Here is a 15,826-nt window from a genome sequence, read left to right on the forward strand (position 1 = left end):
GTGGTGGTCCGGGACCCGCGGCCCGGCGCGCCTTGTCCTGCCGGCCCGGGGGAAATGCCCGCCGCCACGGCAGGCGGTCCGCGCCGAAACCCTGTCCGCCCAGAGGCCATGATAGGCGCCGCGCCCGCGCAGGCACGTGACATCTGCTTAAAATGCCACGCAGTTTCCGGCGCCCGGCCGCGTGCCTACAGCCGGTCGCGCCAGCGGTTCACCAGCGGATAGCGGCGGTCCAGCCAGAAGGCCCGGGTCGAGATCCGCGGCCCCGGCGCCGCCTGGTAGCGTTTCCATTCGCTGCCATAAAGCAGCGCTTCGACCCGGCGCACCGTGTCGGGGTCAAAGCCCTGCGCCACCAGATCGACCAGCGCCAGATCCTTTTCCACCAGCCCTTCGAGGATCGCGTCCAGCACCTCATAGGGCGGCAGGCTGTCCTGGTCGGTCTGGTTCGGGCGCAGCTCGGCCGATGGCGGCTTGGCGATCACCTGCGGCGGCACCACCTCGCCCGCCGCGCCCCGCATCCAGTCGCGGTGGTTCAGGTTGCGCCAGTGGCAGGTGCGGAATACCCGGGTCTTGTAGAGGTCCTTGATCGGATTGTAGCCGCCGGCCATGTCGCCATAGATCGTGGCATAGCCGACCGCGATCTCGGACTTGTTGCCGGTGGTCAGCAAGAGTTCCCCGAACTTGTTCGAGATCGCCATCAGCATGACGCCGCGCAGCCGCGACTGGATGTTTTCCTCGGTGGTGTCGGGGGTGGTGCCCGCCATCAGCGGCGCCAGCGCCGCACCCACCGCGTCGCGCGCGCCCTCGATCTGCACGCTGTCCAGCCGCACCCCCAGCCGGCGCGCGCAATCCGCGGCATCCTCCAGGCTGGAGGGCGAGGTATATTCGCTGGGCAGCATGACGCAGCGCACGTTCTCGGGCCCGATCGCGTCGCAGGCGATGGTGGCGACCAGCGCGGAATCGATGCCGCCCGAAAGCCCCAGCACCACCTTGCGAAAGCCGGACTTGCCCATGTAGTCGCGCAACCCCTCGGTCATGGCGCGATAGTCCTGTTCCCATTCGTCGGGCTGGTGGTCCATCTGGCCGGGCACCGCGCGCCAGCCCTGCGGCGTGCGGGTGAAATCGACATGGGCCAGGGCCTCGTCGAAAGGGGCAAGCTGCATGACCTTGACCGCGCCGCCGTCCTCGCCGGGGTTCAGCACGAAGCTGGCGCCGTCATAGATCTGGTCGTCCTGGCCGCCGACCGAGTTCAGATAGATCAACGGCAGCCCGGTCTCGACCACGCGCGCGACCATATGGCCCATGCGCAGGTCCAGCTTGTTTCGGTGATAGGGGCTGCCGTTCGGCACCAGCAGCAGTTCCGCCCCGGTCTCGGCCAGGGTCTCGGTCACCTCGGGCCACCAGGCGTCCTCGCAGATCGGGCTGCCGATGCGCAACCCGTTCACGCTGTAGGGGCCGCTGACCGGGCCCTGGTCGAACAGGCGCAATTCGTCGAAAAGCTGCTTGTGCGGCAGTTCGTGCTTCAGCACCCGCGCCGCCACGCGTCCGTCCCTGAGGATCCAGTAGGCGTTGTAGAGCTTGTCGCCCTCGGCCAAGGGGCCGCCGATGGCGATGGCGGGGCCGTCGGCGCAGTCGCGGGCCAGCGCCTCGACATGGGCCATGGCGTCGCGGGTGAAGGCGGATTTCAGCACCAGGTCCTGGGTCTGGTAGCCGGTGATGAACATCTCGGGCAGGGCCAACAACCTGGCGCCGGCAGCGCGCGCCTGCGCCCAGGCGTCGCGGGCCCTGGCCGCATTGCCGGGCAGGTCGCCCACGGTGGGGTTCAGCTGTCCCAGGGTGATGCGGATCTTGTCGGCCATGGCGCGCCCCTTCAGCGGATGTCGCCCCCGTGATAGGCGAGGTCGCGGCAAAGGAAAAGTCGGCTTTGCGCCGGCAGGACCCATGCGCTAGAACCGGGGCGGGAAACCGCACGGGAGGAAGAGGGTCATGAAGGCAGCCGTTGTCGCCGGCGCGATGATCCTGGCCGGCGCCGGCATGGCCGCGGCCGGGCCGGTGGTCAGCAAGCATTATGACGATGGCGGCGTCTATGAGGGCAGCTTTCGCAACGGCCGCCAGCACGGAAGCGGCACCTATCGCCTGCCCTCGGGCTATGAATACAGCGGCGACTGGGTGGATGGCGTGATCCAGGGCCGGGGCCGGGCGAAATTCCCCAATGGCTCGGTCTATGAGGGCGAGTTTGCCCAGGGCAAGCCGCAGGGCCGCGGCAAGATCACCTATGCCGATGGCGGCACCTATGAGGGCGACTGGCTGGACGGGCAGATCACCGGCCAGGGTGTGGCGCATTATGCCAATGGCTCGGTCTATGAGGGCGGCTTTGTGAACGCGCTGCACGACGGGCGCGGCGTGCTGACCCAGCCGAACGGTTTTCGTTATGAGGGCGGCTGGAAACAGGGGCTCAAGCAGGGCTCGGGCAAGATCGTCTATGCCGACGGCGCCACCTATCAGGGCGAGATGAAGGCCGACCGGCGCGAGGGCCGCGGCCGCTTCACCATGCCCGACGGCCTGATCTATGAGGGGCACTGGGCCGGCGGGCAGATGTCTGGCCAGGGCAGGCTGACCCAGCCCTCGGGCGACAGCTATGAGGGGCGCTTTGCCAATGGCCGGCGCGAGGGAAGGGGCGTGGCGGTCTTTGCCAATGGCGACCGCTATGAGGGGGATTTCCGCGGCGACCGGCACTGGGGCACCGGCACATTCACCGGCCATGATGGCTATGTCTATGCCGGCGACTGGGTCGAGGGCCGCATGGAGGGGCTGGGGCGCATCACCTATCCCGACGGCTCGGTCTATGAGGGGGCGCTGAAGGACGACCTGCCGCAGGGGCGCGGGCTGATTACCTATGCCGACGGCGCCAGCTATGACGGCGAATGGCAGGCCGGGGTGATCGAGGGGCAGGGCGTGGCGAAATATGCCAATGGCCTTGTCTATGAGGGCGCCTTCCGGCGCGGCCGCAACGAGGGCCAGGGTCGCATGACCTATCCCGACGGCTATGTCTACAACGGCGCCTGGCTGGACGGCCAGCGTCACGGCCAGGGCCAGGCGACCTATGCCGACGGCACCAGCTATGACGGCGCCTTCGCGCATGGCCTGCGCGAGGGCCGGGGCCGGCTGATCGCCCCCGACGGCTTTCGCTACGAGGGCGCCTGGAAGGCGGGCGAGATCGACGGCGAGGGGGTCGCCACCTATGCCAATGGCGATATCTATACCGGGCATTTCAGTGCCGGCAAGCGCCAGGGCACCGGGGTCATGCGCTATGCCAGCGGCCAGACCGCCGCGGGCCAGTGGGAGGACAACCGCCTGACCGACCCCGAAGGCGCCAGTCCGGCGCCCGCGGCCACGCCCGAGGCCGCAATGCCCGACGAACCCGCCTAGGCACCGCGGCAAGAGGCCGGATCAGCCGGCCATGCGCCCGACGGTGCGGCCGCGCGACTGGCGGGCATGGATCACCGCCATCAGGATGTGGCCCAGGATCAGCGCGCCCATGATCAGGCCCAGCTCGCCATGGAAGGTGCCGCCGATCCAGGTGGCAAAGCCCACCACCTGCTCTGGCTCGCGGCCGGGAAAGACCTCGATGCCGAAGGGCGAATAGCCCCATTTGCCGCCCCAGGCGCGCAGCAGCGCCGCAGCCGGCACCAGCACCATCAGCGCGTAAAGCGCCAGATGGCCCGCCTTGGCCAGCTGCCCGCGCAGGCCCTCGTCATGCGGCGGCCGGTTGTGGCGGTTGGCAAAGGCCCAGATCAGGCGCAAGACGATCAGCACGGCCAGCATCGTCCCGACCTCGGTGTGATTGCCCGACAGCGCCGCCGCGAGGCCGTTCTCCTCGCCCAGCGCCTTCTTGGCCAGCACGCCGCCGAATTGCCAGACCATCAATGCCGCCATGCCCCAGTGCAACGGTCGGGAAATGGCTCCGTAACGCTCGTGGCTGTCCCAAATCTGCATGTTCCTGCTCCTGACAAGATTCTCCAGGTTTGCGCAGGGTAGGCTATCCGCATCGGCCCCGCGATCAGGGCCGAAATAGCGGCGGCAAACCAAACCGCAACCAAACGGAACCGCTTGCCGCCTGCGACCTTTTGTCAGCCGCGCCGCTAGAGCTTGCGCATCCAGAACTGCAGCCGCTTGCGCGTCGGCGCGTTCTGGCCGATGTCCTTCCAGTCGAAGCCGGCATCGACATCGGGCAGCGGGCGATAGCCGCGCCGCTGCCAGAACGCATCCATCGGCTGAAAGCCCGGCGGCCGCAGCAGGTGGTTTTCGGGGCGCAGCACCCGGCAAAAGGCGCTGAAGCGGCGCCCCAAGAGCCGGCCATGCGCCTCGCGCCCGTCGAAAAAGGCCCGCGCCAGCCCCTTGCCGCGATATTGCGGCAGGACCACCGATTCCGCGCAATAGAAGATCTGGTGCAGCTTTTCCGGCCGATGCGCGAAGGCCGGGGCGAATTCCTCGGCGTGGTCCTCCATCGGGGCGCCGGTGGCGGCGCCGACCAGCGTCGCGCCGTCCCAGGCGCCGACCATCACCGACCCGGGCGTGAGGCAGCATTGCAGGTATTCGCGCTCGTAATCCAGATCGCCGTCGTAAAGATAGGGCCAGTCGCGAAATACCGTGATGCGCAGCCGCGCCAGTTCGTCCAGCAGCGGCGCGATGGCATCGCCGGTCAGGATGCGGGTGCGGATCGCGCCGCCACCCGCCGCCGCTCCTGCGCGCATCGGCGCCGCGTGATCGGGCTGCGGCTTTTCCATCGGCGTCCCCCCCCCTTGCCAGTCTAGCGCGACCGGGGCCGCGGGTCATCAGCCGCGACCGGCTGTTTCCATCGCCTTGCGGCTGCTATAGCCACGTCAGGGCAGAATGGGGGATGGAATGAGTGTTCCGGCAGGGGCGCCCGCGCGGCGTATCGACTGTTTCAAGGCCTATGACGTGCGCGGCCGGCTGGGCAGCGAACTGGATGCCGACATCGCCTGGCGCATCGGCCGCGCCTTTGCCCAGGTGCTGGCCGCGCGCGAGGTGATCGTCGGGCGCGACTGCCGCGCCAGCTCGCCCGAACTGGCGGCGGCGCTGATCCGCGGCCTGAACGAGGGCGGCGCCAATGTCCGCGACCTCGGCCTTGCCGGCACCGAGGAGATGTATTTCGCCACCGGCCATTCCGGCGCCGACGGCGGCATCGAGGTCACCGCCTCGCACAATCCGATCGACTACAACGGCATGAAGCTGGTCGGGCGCGGCGCGGCGCCGCTGGACCCCGAGGGCGATTTCGCCGCCATCGCCGCGCTGGCACAATCGGGCGATTTCGTCCCATCCGCGCGCCGGGGCAGCACGGTCGATTTCGCCCGGGCGCGCGACAGCTATGCCGCGGCTCTGGTCGACTTCATCGACATCGCGGCGCTGCGGCCGATGACGGTGCTGGTCAATGCCGGCAACGGCACCGCCGGGCCGACCTTCGACGCCATCGCCGCGGAACTGGCGCGGCGCGGCGCGCCGCTGCGCTTTGTCCGCATCAACCACGACCCGGACCCGGCCTTTCCGAACGGCATCCCGAACCCGCTGCTGCCCGAGAACCAGCCGATGACCGCCGAGGCGGTGCGCGCGCATGGCGCCGATCTGGGCCTGGCCTGGGACGGGGATTTCGACCGCTGCTTCTTCTTCGACGGGCAGGGGAATTTCATTCCCGGGGAGTATGTGGTGGGGCTGCTGGCCGCGGCCTTTCTGGAACGGCATCCGGGCGCGCGCATCGTGCATGACCCGCGCGTGGTGCTGAACACCCGCGACGTGATCGCGGCGGCGGGCGGGCAGGCGGTGCAGGCCCGCACCGGTCATGCCTTCGTCAAGCGCGCCATGCGCGAGAGCGGCGCGATCTATGGCGGCGAGATGTCGGCGCATCACTATTTCCGCGATTTTTACCATGCCGACAGCGGCATGCTGCCCTGGCTTCTGGTGGTGGAGCTGCTCTCGCGCAAGGGTTGCGGCCTTGATGCGCTGCTGGCGGCCAGGATGCGGGCCTTTCCCTCCTCGGGCGAGATCAACTTCCGCCTCGCCGATCCCGGGGCGGCGATCGCGCGCGTGCTGGCGCGTTTCGCCCCCGATGCAGCCGGGCGCGACGACACCGACGGCATCAGCCTGGAATTTGCCGACTGGCGCTTCAACCTGCGGCGATCGAACACCGAGCCGGTGGTGCGGCTGAACGTGGAATCGCGCGGCGACGCCGGCCTGGTCGCGGCGCGCCGCGATGAGATCGCGGCGCTGTTGCAGGGCGGCGCCTAGCCGGGCTGCGCCGAGGGCGGCACGCGCAGGATCGCCTCGTGCAGGGCGATCGCTTCCTCGAGATCCTCAAAGACGCTGACCCGGCCGTGATCCAGCACCGCGCCCATGTTGCACATGTTGCGCACCATCGGCATGGAATGGCTGACCACGATGGCGCCCGCGGTGCTCATGCGGTCGTTGAACACGCGCTGCGACTTGGCGCGGAAATCGGCGTCGCCGACGCTGGTGACCTCATCGACCAGATAGGTGTCGAAATGGATGCCCATGCTGGTGCCCATCGCCAGCCGCGAGCGCATGCCCGAGGAATAGCTGCCGAAGGGCTGGTGGTAATGCTGCCCGAGATCGGCGAAATCGGCGACGTAATCCACCAGCTCGTCCGTGTCGACGCCGTAGATGCGGGCGACGAAGCGCACGTTCTGCGCCCCGGTCAGCTCAAGGTGAAAGCTGCCGGCAAAGCCCACCGGCCATGAGATGCTTCCGTCCGACAGCACCCGGCCCGAGGTCGGCTTGACCGTGCCGGCGATCATGCGCAGCAGCGTGGACTTGCCGGCACCGTTGCGCCCGAGCAGCGCCACCGAGGCGCCGGTCGGAAACACCGCGTTCAACCTGTCCGCCACCACGGTCTGCCGGCCCTTGAGCCGATAGACCTTGGTCAGATTCTCGAGCAGGATCATGGCTCAGCCGCGGTCGCGGATGCTGTAGTAGATCAGCACGAGGATCGACCAGCCGGTGAACAGCAGGCCGGCGACGACGAAAAGCAACCACAGCCGGTTCGGCTCGGTCGAGCTTTGCGCCACCTTGGGCTGGATATGCGCCGCCAGATAGCGCGACTGCCGGCGGGCCTCGGCTAGCGCGGTCTCATAGGCGATGCGGGCTGAGCGATAGGCGCCCTCGGCGAATTCGCGGTCCACCGCCAGTTTTTCATATTCCGCCATCAGCTGGGCATAGCTTTCCCCGGCCGGACCCTTGCCGCCGGCGCCGAACTTGGAGCGCTCGCTGTCGATCAGGCGGCGCAGGGCGTCGATCTTCTGTTGCGACTGGGTGACGCGGTGATCGGTCGCCGGCGCGTTCTCGATCAGCAGGTCATGGGCGACCAGAGCCTCGGCCAGCTGCGCCTGCAGCCCGCTCAGCACGCCCATCTGGCCGGCAAGATCGGCCTCGGGATCGACGATCTGCGTCTCCATGCGGAAGGCGGTCATCGCCTGGCGGGTGCGGGTCAGATCCTCGCGGATCTTGTCCAGTTCCTCGCTGGCCAGGCGTGTGGCATCGTCACGCGCGATCGAGGACAGTTCGTTGATCTTGTCCGAGCTTTCCTGAAACACCGCCGCCGCGATCAGCTGCGCGTCCTCGGGGGAAAAGGCGCTGATATTGAGGGTGATCAGCCGCGTGCTGTTGTCGTAAAGCACCCTGACCTGGCGCTGCCAGTAATCGGTCAGGTCCTCGATCTGGCCCGAGGGGTCGAAGGCAAAGACGAAATCATGCGGCCAGTCGCGGGAAAAGCGCGCGCGCAGGTCCAGCTTGGCGTCGATCCTTTCCACCATGTCCTGGCTGCGGATGTATTCGTAAAGCACGTCCGTGTCCGAGGCGCCGCCGCCGCCGGTAAAGGGCATGAGCCCGCCCAGCAGGTCCATCGAGGGCGTCATCTGTTCCGTGCGCACCGAAAATCCGACGCTGGAGACATACTGGTCCGAGGCCCGCGCCCAGAGATACCAGGACCATACGAGCGTGGGCAGCGCCACCAGAAGCAGGAACGAGACCAGGATCAGCCAGTGCCGGCGGCGCGGCTGGGCGATGGCCACGGTCGGGCGGATCGGCTGCACCGGCGTGGGCGGCACGACCGGGGCGGGCTTGACCACCGCGGTGGCGACCGGCCGGACCGGGATCGGCTGCGCCGGAGCGGGGCGCACCGCCGGCGGTTGCGCCGAGGTGGGCGCGACAGGGGTGGCGGCTGCAGGCGCCTCGGCTGCGGGCGCCGGTGCCGGGGACGGGGCAGTAGCGGGCGGCGTCATCGCCGGATTGCCCTGGAAGGGGCGCGCGGTCGCGGCCGGCCCGGCTGCGGCGGGTTTCGGCGTGGCGGCCGCGTCCTGTTGCCCGCCAGGGGCCTGGGCGGGTTGGCCGACATTGCTGCCGGCCGAAGAAGTGGGGGTGCTCACCGCAGGGACGCTTTCGCTGGTTTACCTTTTCGGCGCAGTTGTTACATATTGCCGGTTCCCAAGGCCAGCATTTGTGTTCACATGTCCGACATCTCAGGCGAAACCCGCCGCGCCCAGCGGCCATTGCGCAAAGGCCCGCGGTTTCGCATGCTGCGCATCGTCGTGGCGCTGATGCTGCGCGAGATGGCGACCACCTATGGCCGCTCGGCCGGGGGTTATGTCTGGGCGGTGCTCGAGCCGGTGCTGGGCGTGGCCCTGCTGACGGTGATCTTCAGCATGGCGCTCAGAAGCCCCGGAATCGGCTCGAACTTTGCGCTGTTCTATGCGTCCGGCTTTCTGCCATTTGCCATGTTCAACGACCTGACGCACAAGGTCGCGGCCTCGATCCGCTACTCGCGCCCGTTTCTGGCCTATCCCAGCGTGACCTTCATCGACGCGATGATCGCGCGCACGGTGCTGAATGCGCTGACCCATACCGCGGTCATCGGCATCGTGCTGAGCGCGATCTTCATCATCTACCAGCTGCCGGTGCTGATCGACATGGCGGCGATCCTCGAATCGCTCATGCTGGTCACGCTGCTCGCGGTCGGCGTGGGGTCGCTGAACTGCTATCTGATGACGGCATTCCCGATCTGGGAACGGGTCTGGAGCATCCTGACACGGCCGCTGTTCCTGATGTCGGGGATCTTCTTTCTCTATGAGGTGATGCCGACGAAGGCGCAGGAGGTGCTGTGGTTCAACCCGCTGATCCATTGCGTGGCGCTGATGCGGCGCGGGCTTTATCCGACCTATGAGGCCAGCTATGTCAGCCGGGGCTATGTCATCGGCCTCGCGGTGTTCTTGCTGTTCATCGGCCTGATGTTGCTCGAGCGCACGCATCGTTACCTGCTGGAGCGCTAGAACAGGAAACTCCCGGTATCGATGCCGACGTGCGTGTTGGTGCCCTCAAACGTGATGGTCAGGTCCGCCATGCGGTCGCCGTCCATGTCGACCAGCAGGCGATGGCCATTGCCCTGCACCTCGAGCCGGGCCTGGCCCGCGGCGGTGAAGGCGTCATATCCGACAAAGCTCAGCCCAAGCCCGCGCAGGTCGAGCATGTCAAACGCCCGCTGGTAATCGGTGATCACGTCGGTGCTGCCGTCCAGATCCGCCATCGCAAAGACGAAGATGTCGGCGCCGGCGCCCCCGGTCAGCGTGTCATTGCCCGCGCCGCCCGAGATCAGGTCGTCGCCCATCCCGCCCTCGATGGAATCGTGGCCTTCCTGGCCGAACAGGCGGTCGTTGCCGGCGTCGCCAAAGATCAGGTCGTTGCCCAGCCCACCGGTGGCGGAATCATTGCCCTCGCCGCCGCGCAGGATATCCTCGCCGGCCTCGCCATGCAGCGTGTCGTTGCCCTCTCCGCCCAGCATCGGGTCGTTGCCGTCGCCGCCGAACAGCAGGTCGTCGCCCCAGTCGCCGTAAAGCGTGTCCGACCCGACGCCGCCGAACAGCGTGTCATTGCCCAGCCAGCCGAACAGCACGTCATGGCCGCTGTCGCCATGGATCAGATCGTTGCCGGTCTGGCCGTTCAGCGTGTCATGGCCGTCGCCGCCGCGCATCAGGTCGTTGCCGTCGCCGCCCAGCATCATGTCGTTGCCGCTGCCGCCCGCGACCGTGTCGTTGCCGTCGCCGCCGTCGAGAAGGTCGTTGCCGGCCTCGCCATCCAGCGAATCATTGCCGCTGCCGCCGTAAAGACTGTCATGGCCGGCGCCTGCCAGCATGTGGTCGTTGTGATCGCCGCCGTAAAGGATGTCATGGCCGGCGGCGGCGATCAGCGTGTCGTTGCCCGCCCCGCCCGACAGCGTGTTGTGCCCCGCCGCATCCGACAGATAGTCGGCATCGAGGTCGCCATAAAGAAAATCATTGCCGTCGCCGCCGTGCAGCGTGTCGAAACCGGCGCCGCCGTAAAGCGAATCCTGGTCCCCCCCGCCGTAGAGGATGTCGTTGCCGGCGCCGCCCGACAGGAAGTCGTTGCCGAACTCCCCCACCAGGCTGTCATTCGCATCCCCGCCGTTCAGCGTGTCATGGCCGGCGCCGCCCATCAGCAGATCCCGGCCGAGGCCGCCGATCAGCATGTCGTTGCCGCCATAGCCATAGATGCTCGAGCCATGGCGCGAGGCGGTCAGCCTGTCGGCCAAGGCGGTGCCCAGCACCTTCGTGCGCATGCTGGGGGCGGCGTAATGCGCCACCGGAATCAGCGAATTGTCGAAATCCTTTGCCTGCAATGTGGTGCCGTTCTTGGTCACAACCCGTATCTCCGTGGTTCCGAATGAAATCTTGATGCCGGTGCCCTGCGGCACGAATCGCAGCTGCGCGGTGCTGCGCAACATGCCCAGAAAGGACAGGTCGATGCGGTCCTGCCCGGGCTCGAAGTCGCGGATGACGATCTGGCCGGTCACCGCGCTGGGCACGAAGATGTCGGCCCCCATGCCGCCGACCATGGCCAGCGGGCGGTCCCCGGCGATCAGGATGTCGTCTCCGGCGCCGCCCGACAACCATTCCGTCCCCGAGGAGGCCATCATCATGTCACTGCCATCGGTGCCATATTGATCGCCTGCGCCGACGGTGGCGGTCAGGCCGATGCTGCCCGGCTCGAACACGAACTGGCTGATGCCGGCCTCGCTGTGCGAGGAGACGAACAGCGCGATCTTGCCGCCGATCACCGCTGCCGACATTGCCGAGACATCCGCCAGGCTGCGGTCGTCGGCATCCGCCAGTGTGGTCAGATGCAAGAGCTTGCCCTCGGGCGTAAGGGTGAAGACGCTGATGCCGTCGTCGCCGCCGCCGACAAAGACAAAGGCGCGCCCGCCCATGCTCACGGTCTCCAGCGCGGTGGTGCGCTGGAAGCGGGTGGTCAGCTCGTCGATGACGTGATCGACGGGGATCAGCTCGCCCCCGTAGGTCAGGCGCATGGTGGTCAGCGACGAGCTTTGCGCCGAGGCGACCACCACATAGGTCGTGCCCGCCACGCTGGCGAGGCCGAGGTGGCGCGGCTGGTTCAGGCCCACGCCGTCATGCGCCCACAGCATCTGCGCGGCACCGGCGCTGCCATCGGCATTGACGATCTGCGCCGCGACATAATTGCCCAGCGCCGAGGCGGTGACGATGAAGCTGCGGTCGGCGAGCTGCGCCAGCTGCATGGCGTCGATCTCGGCGCCCTGCAGGCCGGGGCCGGCGGGCAGGGCGGCGCGGGTCACATGCGCCAGCGCGCCCGCGGCGCCGATGCGCCAGATGTCGAAGGCGGTCTGCCCGTCGCGCACCGTATAGAGAAAGCTGCCCGCCGGGGTCTGGAACTGGCCCATGCGGATGACATCGCTGGCCAGCCCGGCAGCGGCCAGCTGGCCGCTGCCAAGAAAGCTGCCGTCGGCACCCAGGGCGATGCCGGCGCCCAGGCTGTTGGTCAGCCCGGTGCCGAACAGCAGCGGCCCGGCGCCCAGGTCGACGATGCTGGCAAGCGGCGTGCCGGCATGGGAAAGCGCGGGCGCATAGGCCCGGCTGGTCGCCATCATGATCGGCTGGTCGGCGGCGGTGATGCGATAGGCGGTCATGCCGCCGCCGCGCTGCGTCAGGCTGAACAGCGCGAGCCCCCCGGCCCCGGCATGGGTGCGCAGGTCGCTGATCCCGGCGGCGAAGGGCAGGGCCGTCCCGGTATGGGTCGCAACGAGGCGGTAACGCATTGCGGTTGTCGTCCCTGCTGGCCGGCCTGCTGGCTGACGTGGTGGCGGCGGTGACTCGGAACCATTTCCGATCGCTTAAGGAAGTCCCTGCAAGGCCTTCCAAGTCACGCGTTATTCCCCGTGCATTTTATCGGCCGAGGCCATAGTTTGGGCGCGAAGGCCGATTTCGGGCACGACGATTCCCTGCCGGCGCGTTGACCCGCGCCGCCACTCTGGACGATGAGCGATGAATATCGAGAAGACCCCACTGGCCGGGGTCCTGATCCTGACGCCAGCGCGGCACGGCGATGCGCGCGGGTTTTTTGCCGAAAGCTGGAACCGGCGCACATTGCTGGCCGCCGGGCTGGACCTGCCGGAATTCGTGCAGGACAATCATTCGCTTTCGACCGCTGCCGGCACCTTGCGCGGCCTGCACTTCCAGGCGCCGCCGCATGCCCAGGGCAAGCTGGTGCGCTGCGGGCGCGGGCGGCTGTTCGATGTCGCGGTCGACATCCGCAAGGGCAGCCCAAGTTACGGGCGATGGACCGGGGCCGAGCTGTCCTTTGACAACGGCCGCCAGTTGTGGATCCCGGCCGGCTTTCTGCACGGCTTCGTCACCCGCGAGCCGGACACGGAAATTTGCTACAAATGCACCGATCATTATGCGCCGGAATGCGATGGCGCGGTGGCCTGGGACAGCGCCGGCATCGACTGGGGGCTGGGCGCGCCGCCGCTGCTGTCGGGCAAGGACGCCGCGGCGGTGCGGCTTTGCGATTTCGACAGCCCGTTCACCTTCGCGGGCGCAGAGGGACAAGAGGACGGAAGATGAAGATTCTGGTAACGGGCGGCGCGGGCTTCATCGGCTCGGCGGTGGTGCGGCTGGCGGTGGCGCGCGGGCATCGGGTGGTGAACCTCGATGCGCTGACCTATGCGGCGAACCTGGAAAACGTCGCCTCGGTGGCCGAGAGCCCGCTTTACGCCTTTGAACACGCCGATCTGCGCGATCCCGCGGCGCTGGAGCGCGTGCTGGCCACGCATCAGCCCGATGCGATCATGCATCTGGCGGCGGAAAGCCATGTCGACCGCTCGATCGACGGGCCGGGCGATTTCATCGACACCAATATCACCGGCACCTACAATCTGCTCGAGGCCGCGCGCCGCTACTGGATCCGGCAGGACCGGCCCGAGAGCTTCCGCTTTCACCACGTCTCGACCGATGAGGTCTTCGGCTCGCTGGGGGAAGAGGGGCAGTTCACCGAGGATACCCCCTATGACCCGCGCAGCCCCTATTCGGCCTCCAAGGCGGCCTCGGACCATCTGGTGCGCGCCTGGCACGAGACCTACGGCCTGCCGGTGGTGCTGACCAATTGCTCGAACAATTATGGGCCGTTCCATTTCCCGGAAAAGCTGGTGCCGGTGGTGATCCTGAATGCGCTGCACGGCCGGCCGATCCCGGTCTATGGCGATGGCGGCAATGTGCGCGACTGGCTTTATGTCGAGGATCACGCCGATGCGCTGCTTTTGGTGCTGGAAAAGGGCCGGATCGGCCGCAGCTACAATATCGGCGGCGAGAACGAGGCCAAGAATATCGATCTCGTGCGCGTGATCTGCGCGCATATGGACCGGCTGCGCCCCGAAGCCGCCCCGCACGACCGCTTGATCACCTTCGTCACCGACCGCCCCGGCCATGACCGGCGCTATGCCATCGACCCGACCCGCATCCGCGACGAGCTGGGCTGGCGCCCCTCGGTCACCGTCGAGGAGGGGCTGGCGCGCACCGTCGCATGGTATCTCGACAATGCCGTCTGGTGGCAGCCGCTGCTCGGCCGAAAGGGCGTCGGGCAAAGGCTGGGGGCGGCGTGAGCGGACTGCTGGTCTTTGGCCGCAGCGGGCAGCTGGCGACCGAACTGGCCCGGATCGCCCCCGCGGCGCAGTTCCTGGGGCGCGAAAGCGCCGATCTGACTGACGCCGGTGCCTGCGCCGCGGCGATCCGCGCCCTGCGCCCGGCGGCGGTGATCAATGCCGCCGCCCATACCGCCGTCGACCGCGCCGAATCCGAGCCCGACCTGGCCCATGCCGTCAACGCGCTGGCCCCCGCCGCCATGGCGCGGGCCGCGGCGGAGCTGGGCGTGCCCTTCATCCATGTCTCGACCGATTACGTCTTCGACGGCTCGGGTGAACGCCCCTGGCGGGAAAGCGACCCGACCGGGCCGCTGGGCGTCTATGGCGCCAGCAAACTGGCCGGCGAGCAGGGCATCAGGGCCGCCGGCGGGCAATGGCTGGTACTGCGCACCTCCTGGGTGTTCTCGGCGCATGGGACGAATTTCGTCAAGACCATGCTGCGACTGGGCGCCGAGCGCGAGGAGTTGCGCGTCGTCGCCGACCAATGGGGCGGCCCGACCCCCGCCGCCGCCATCGCCGCCGCCTGCCTGAAGATCACGGATGCCCTGCGCGCGGGCGCGGACCGCACCGGCATCTATCACTTTGCCGGGGCGCCCGACGTGACCTGGGCGGATTTCGCGCGCGCGATCATGGCTCAGGCCGGGCTTGCCTGCCGCATCACCGACATTGCGACCGCGGACTATCCCACCCCCGCCCGGCGTCCGGCGAATTCCCGCCTGGATTGCGCCGCCATTTTGCAGGACTTCGGCCTTGCCCGCCCCGACTGGCAGGCCGGTCTTGCCCAGACATTGCAGGAGTTGAATCCATGACCAATGCCATTTCCAGTCTGCCCGGCCAGCGCAAGGGCATCATCCTGGCCGGCGGCTCGGGCACGCGGCTTTATCCGATCACCATGGGCGTGTCGAAACAGCTTTTGCCGATCTATGACAAGCCGATGATCTATTACCCGATCACGGTGCTGATGCTCGCCGGCATCCGCGACATCGCGGTGATCACCACGCCCGAGGACCAGGCGCAGTTCCGCCGCCTGATGGGCGATGGCAGCCAATGGGGGGTGAGGTTCGAATATATCGTCCAGCCCTCGCCCGACGGGCTGGCGCAGGCCTATCTGCTGGCCGAGGATTTCCTGGCCGGCAGTCCTTCGGCCATGGTGCTGGGCGACAACATCTTTTTCGGCCACGGCCTGCCCTTGCTGCTTGCGGCCGCCGACCGCCGCCCCGCCGGCGGCACGGTCTTCGGCTATCGCGTCTCGGACCCCGAGCGCTACGGCGTCGTCGGCTTTGACGCCGAGGGCCGGGCGCGGGAGATTGTCGAAAAGCCCGAGGTGCCGCCCTCGGATTATGCGGTGACCGGGCTTTACTTTCTCGACGGCACGGCGCCGGCGCGGGCGCGAGAGGTGCGCCCCTCGGCGCGGGGCGAGCTGGAGATCACCACGCTGCTGGAAACCTATCTGCACGAGGGCAGCCTGACGGTCGAGCGCATGGGCCGCGGCTTTGCCTGGCTCGACACGGGCACACACGCAAGCCTGCTGGACGCCGGCAATTTCGTGCGCACGCTGGAACAGCGCCAGGGGTTGCAAACCGGCTGCCCCGAGGAAATCGCCTATGACCAGGGCTGGATCAGCGCCGATGAGTTGCGCGAACAGGCCGCCAGATACGCCAAGAACGATTACGGAAGGTATCTGGCAAGGCTGCTGGCCTGATCCGGGCGGGGATTGCGGGCGGCCCCGGGGCGCGGGCATCGGATCTTTCCTGTCGCACCGGGACGAGGCCGCGC

13 protein-coding genes are annotated in these 15,826 nt (G+C 68.1%); 7 read left to right on the top strand and 6 right to left on the bottom strand.

The features are described 5' to 3' along the window. Window positions 1-185: 185 nt before the first annotated feature. On the bottom strand, window positions 186-1,856 hold the full coding sequence (locus tag WMK75_RS03535) for an NAD+ synthase (protein ID WP_347266273.1): 1,671 nt from the start codon (window positions 1,854-1,856) through the stop codon (window positions 186-188). A 127-nt stretch (window positions 1,857-1,983) separates the two neighbouring features. Here WMK75_RS03535 and WMK75_RS03540 point away from each other — a divergent pair, with 127 nt between their 5' ends. Next, window positions 1,984-3,426, top strand: a complete 1,443-nt coding sequence (locus WMK75_RS03540; protein WP_347266274.1) for a 2-isopropylmalate synthase — start codon at window positions 1,984-1,986, stop codon at window positions 3,424-3,426. A gap of 21 nt (window positions 3,427-3,447) precedes the next feature. Here WMK75_RS03540 and WMK75_RS03545 read toward each other — a convergent pair whose 3' ends face one another. Both WMK75_RS03545 and WMK75_RS03550 read right to left on the bottom strand, forming a co-directional pair. Beyond that, window positions 3,448-3,993: a cytochrome b/b6 domain-containing protein gene (locus WMK75_RS03545; protein WP_347266275.1), complete on the bottom strand. Its 546-nt coding sequence runs from the start codon at window positions 3,991-3,993 to the stop codon at window positions 3,448-3,450. Window positions 3,994-4,139: 146 nt separating this feature from the next. Continuing rightward, window positions 4,140-4,751: a GNAT family N-acetyltransferase gene (locus WMK75_RS03550; protein WP_347266305.1), complete on the bottom strand. Its 612-nt coding sequence runs from the start codon at window positions 4,749-4,751 to the stop codon at window positions 4,140-4,142. Between the two features lie 151 nt (window positions 4,752-4,902). Here WMK75_RS03550 and WMK75_RS03555 point away from each other — a divergent pair, with 151 nt between their 5' ends. Then, window positions 4,903-6,300 carry a phosphomannomutase gene (locus WMK75_RS03555; RefSeq protein ID WP_347266276.1) on the top strand — a complete coding sequence of 466 codons (1,398 nt, stop codon included), beginning with the start codon at window positions 4,903-4,905 and terminating at the stop codon, window positions 6,298-6,300. Here the strand turns inward: WMK75_RS03555 and WMK75_RS03560 are convergent. Both WMK75_RS03560 and WMK75_RS03565 read right to left on the bottom strand, forming a co-directional pair. Then, window positions 6,297-6,974 (bottom strand): ABC transporter ATP-binding protein, encoded by a 678-nt coding sequence (locus tag WMK75_RS03560; protein ID WP_347266277.1) that lies wholly within the window; start codon window positions 6,972-6,974, stop codon window positions 6,297-6,299. The two genes, WMK75_RS03555 and WMK75_RS03560, sit on opposite strands and share 4 nt — an antisense overlap. Before the next feature lie 3 nt (window positions 6,975-6,977). Next, entirely contained in the window at window positions 6,978-8,453 is a 1,476-nt protein-coding gene (locus WMK75_RS03565) for a capsule biosynthesis protein (RefSeq protein ID WP_347266278.1), read from the bottom strand. A 147-nt stretch (window positions 8,454-8,600) separates the two neighbouring features. On the opposite strand from WMK75_RS03565, the gene WMK75_RS03570 reads away from it, so the two are divergent. After that, window positions 8,601-9,353, top strand: coding sequence for an ABC transporter permease (locus WMK75_RS03570; protein WP_347266279.1), 753 nt, complete (start codon window positions 8,601-8,603; stop codon window positions 9,351-9,353). On the opposite strand, the gene WMK75_RS03575 is transcribed toward WMK75_RS03570, so the two are convergent. Continuing rightward, window positions 9,350-12,169: a calcium-binding protein gene (locus WMK75_RS03575; RefSeq protein ID WP_347266280.1), complete on the bottom strand. Its 2,820-nt coding sequence runs from the start codon at window positions 12,167-12,169 to the stop codon at window positions 9,350-9,352. The genes WMK75_RS03570 and WMK75_RS03575 overlap by 4 nt on opposite strands. Before the next feature lie 226 nt (window positions 12,170-12,395). Between WMK75_RS03575 and rfbC the strand changes: the two genes are divergently transcribed. Genes rfbC through rfbA form a run of 4 tightly spaced genes read left to right on the top strand, consistent with a single transcriptional unit; the run spans window position 12,396 to window position 15,752 of the window. After that, a complete protein-coding gene (gene rfbC / locus WMK75_RS03580; RefSeq protein ID WP_347266281.1) occupies window positions 12,396-12,977 on the top strand; it encodes a dTDP-4-dehydrorhamnose 3,5-epimerase in 582 nt (193 codons plus the stop codon). Beyond that, window positions 12,974-14,011, top strand: a complete 1,038-nt coding sequence (gene rfbB / locus WMK75_RS03585) for a dTDP-glucose 4,6-dehydratase (RefSeq protein WP_347266282.1) — start codon at window positions 12,974-12,976, stop codon at window positions 14,009-14,011. Before rfbC ends, rfbB begins: the two co-directional genes overlap by 4 nt. Next, window positions 14,008-14,859, top strand: a complete 852-nt coding sequence (gene rfbD / locus WMK75_RS03590) for a dTDP-4-dehydrorhamnose reductase (RefSeq protein ID WP_347266283.1) — start codon at window positions 14,008-14,010, stop codon at window positions 14,857-14,859. Before rfbB ends, rfbD begins: the two co-directional genes overlap by 4 nt. Continuing rightward, entirely contained in the window at window positions 14,856-15,752 is an 897-nt protein-coding gene (gene rfbA, locus WMK75_RS03595) for a glucose-1-phosphate thymidylyltransferase RfbA (protein WP_347266284.1), read from the top strand. The genes rfbD and rfbA overlap by 4 nt, the downstream gene beginning before the upstream one ends. The last annotated feature ends 74 nt before the right edge of the window (window positions 15,753-15,826 follow it).

This window comes from Paracoccus sp. (in: a-proteobacteria) (genome assembly GCF_039808215.1).
Taxonomy (GTDB): domain Bacteria; phylum Pseudomonadota; class Alphaproteobacteria; order Rhodobacterales; family Rhodobacteraceae; genus Paracoccus.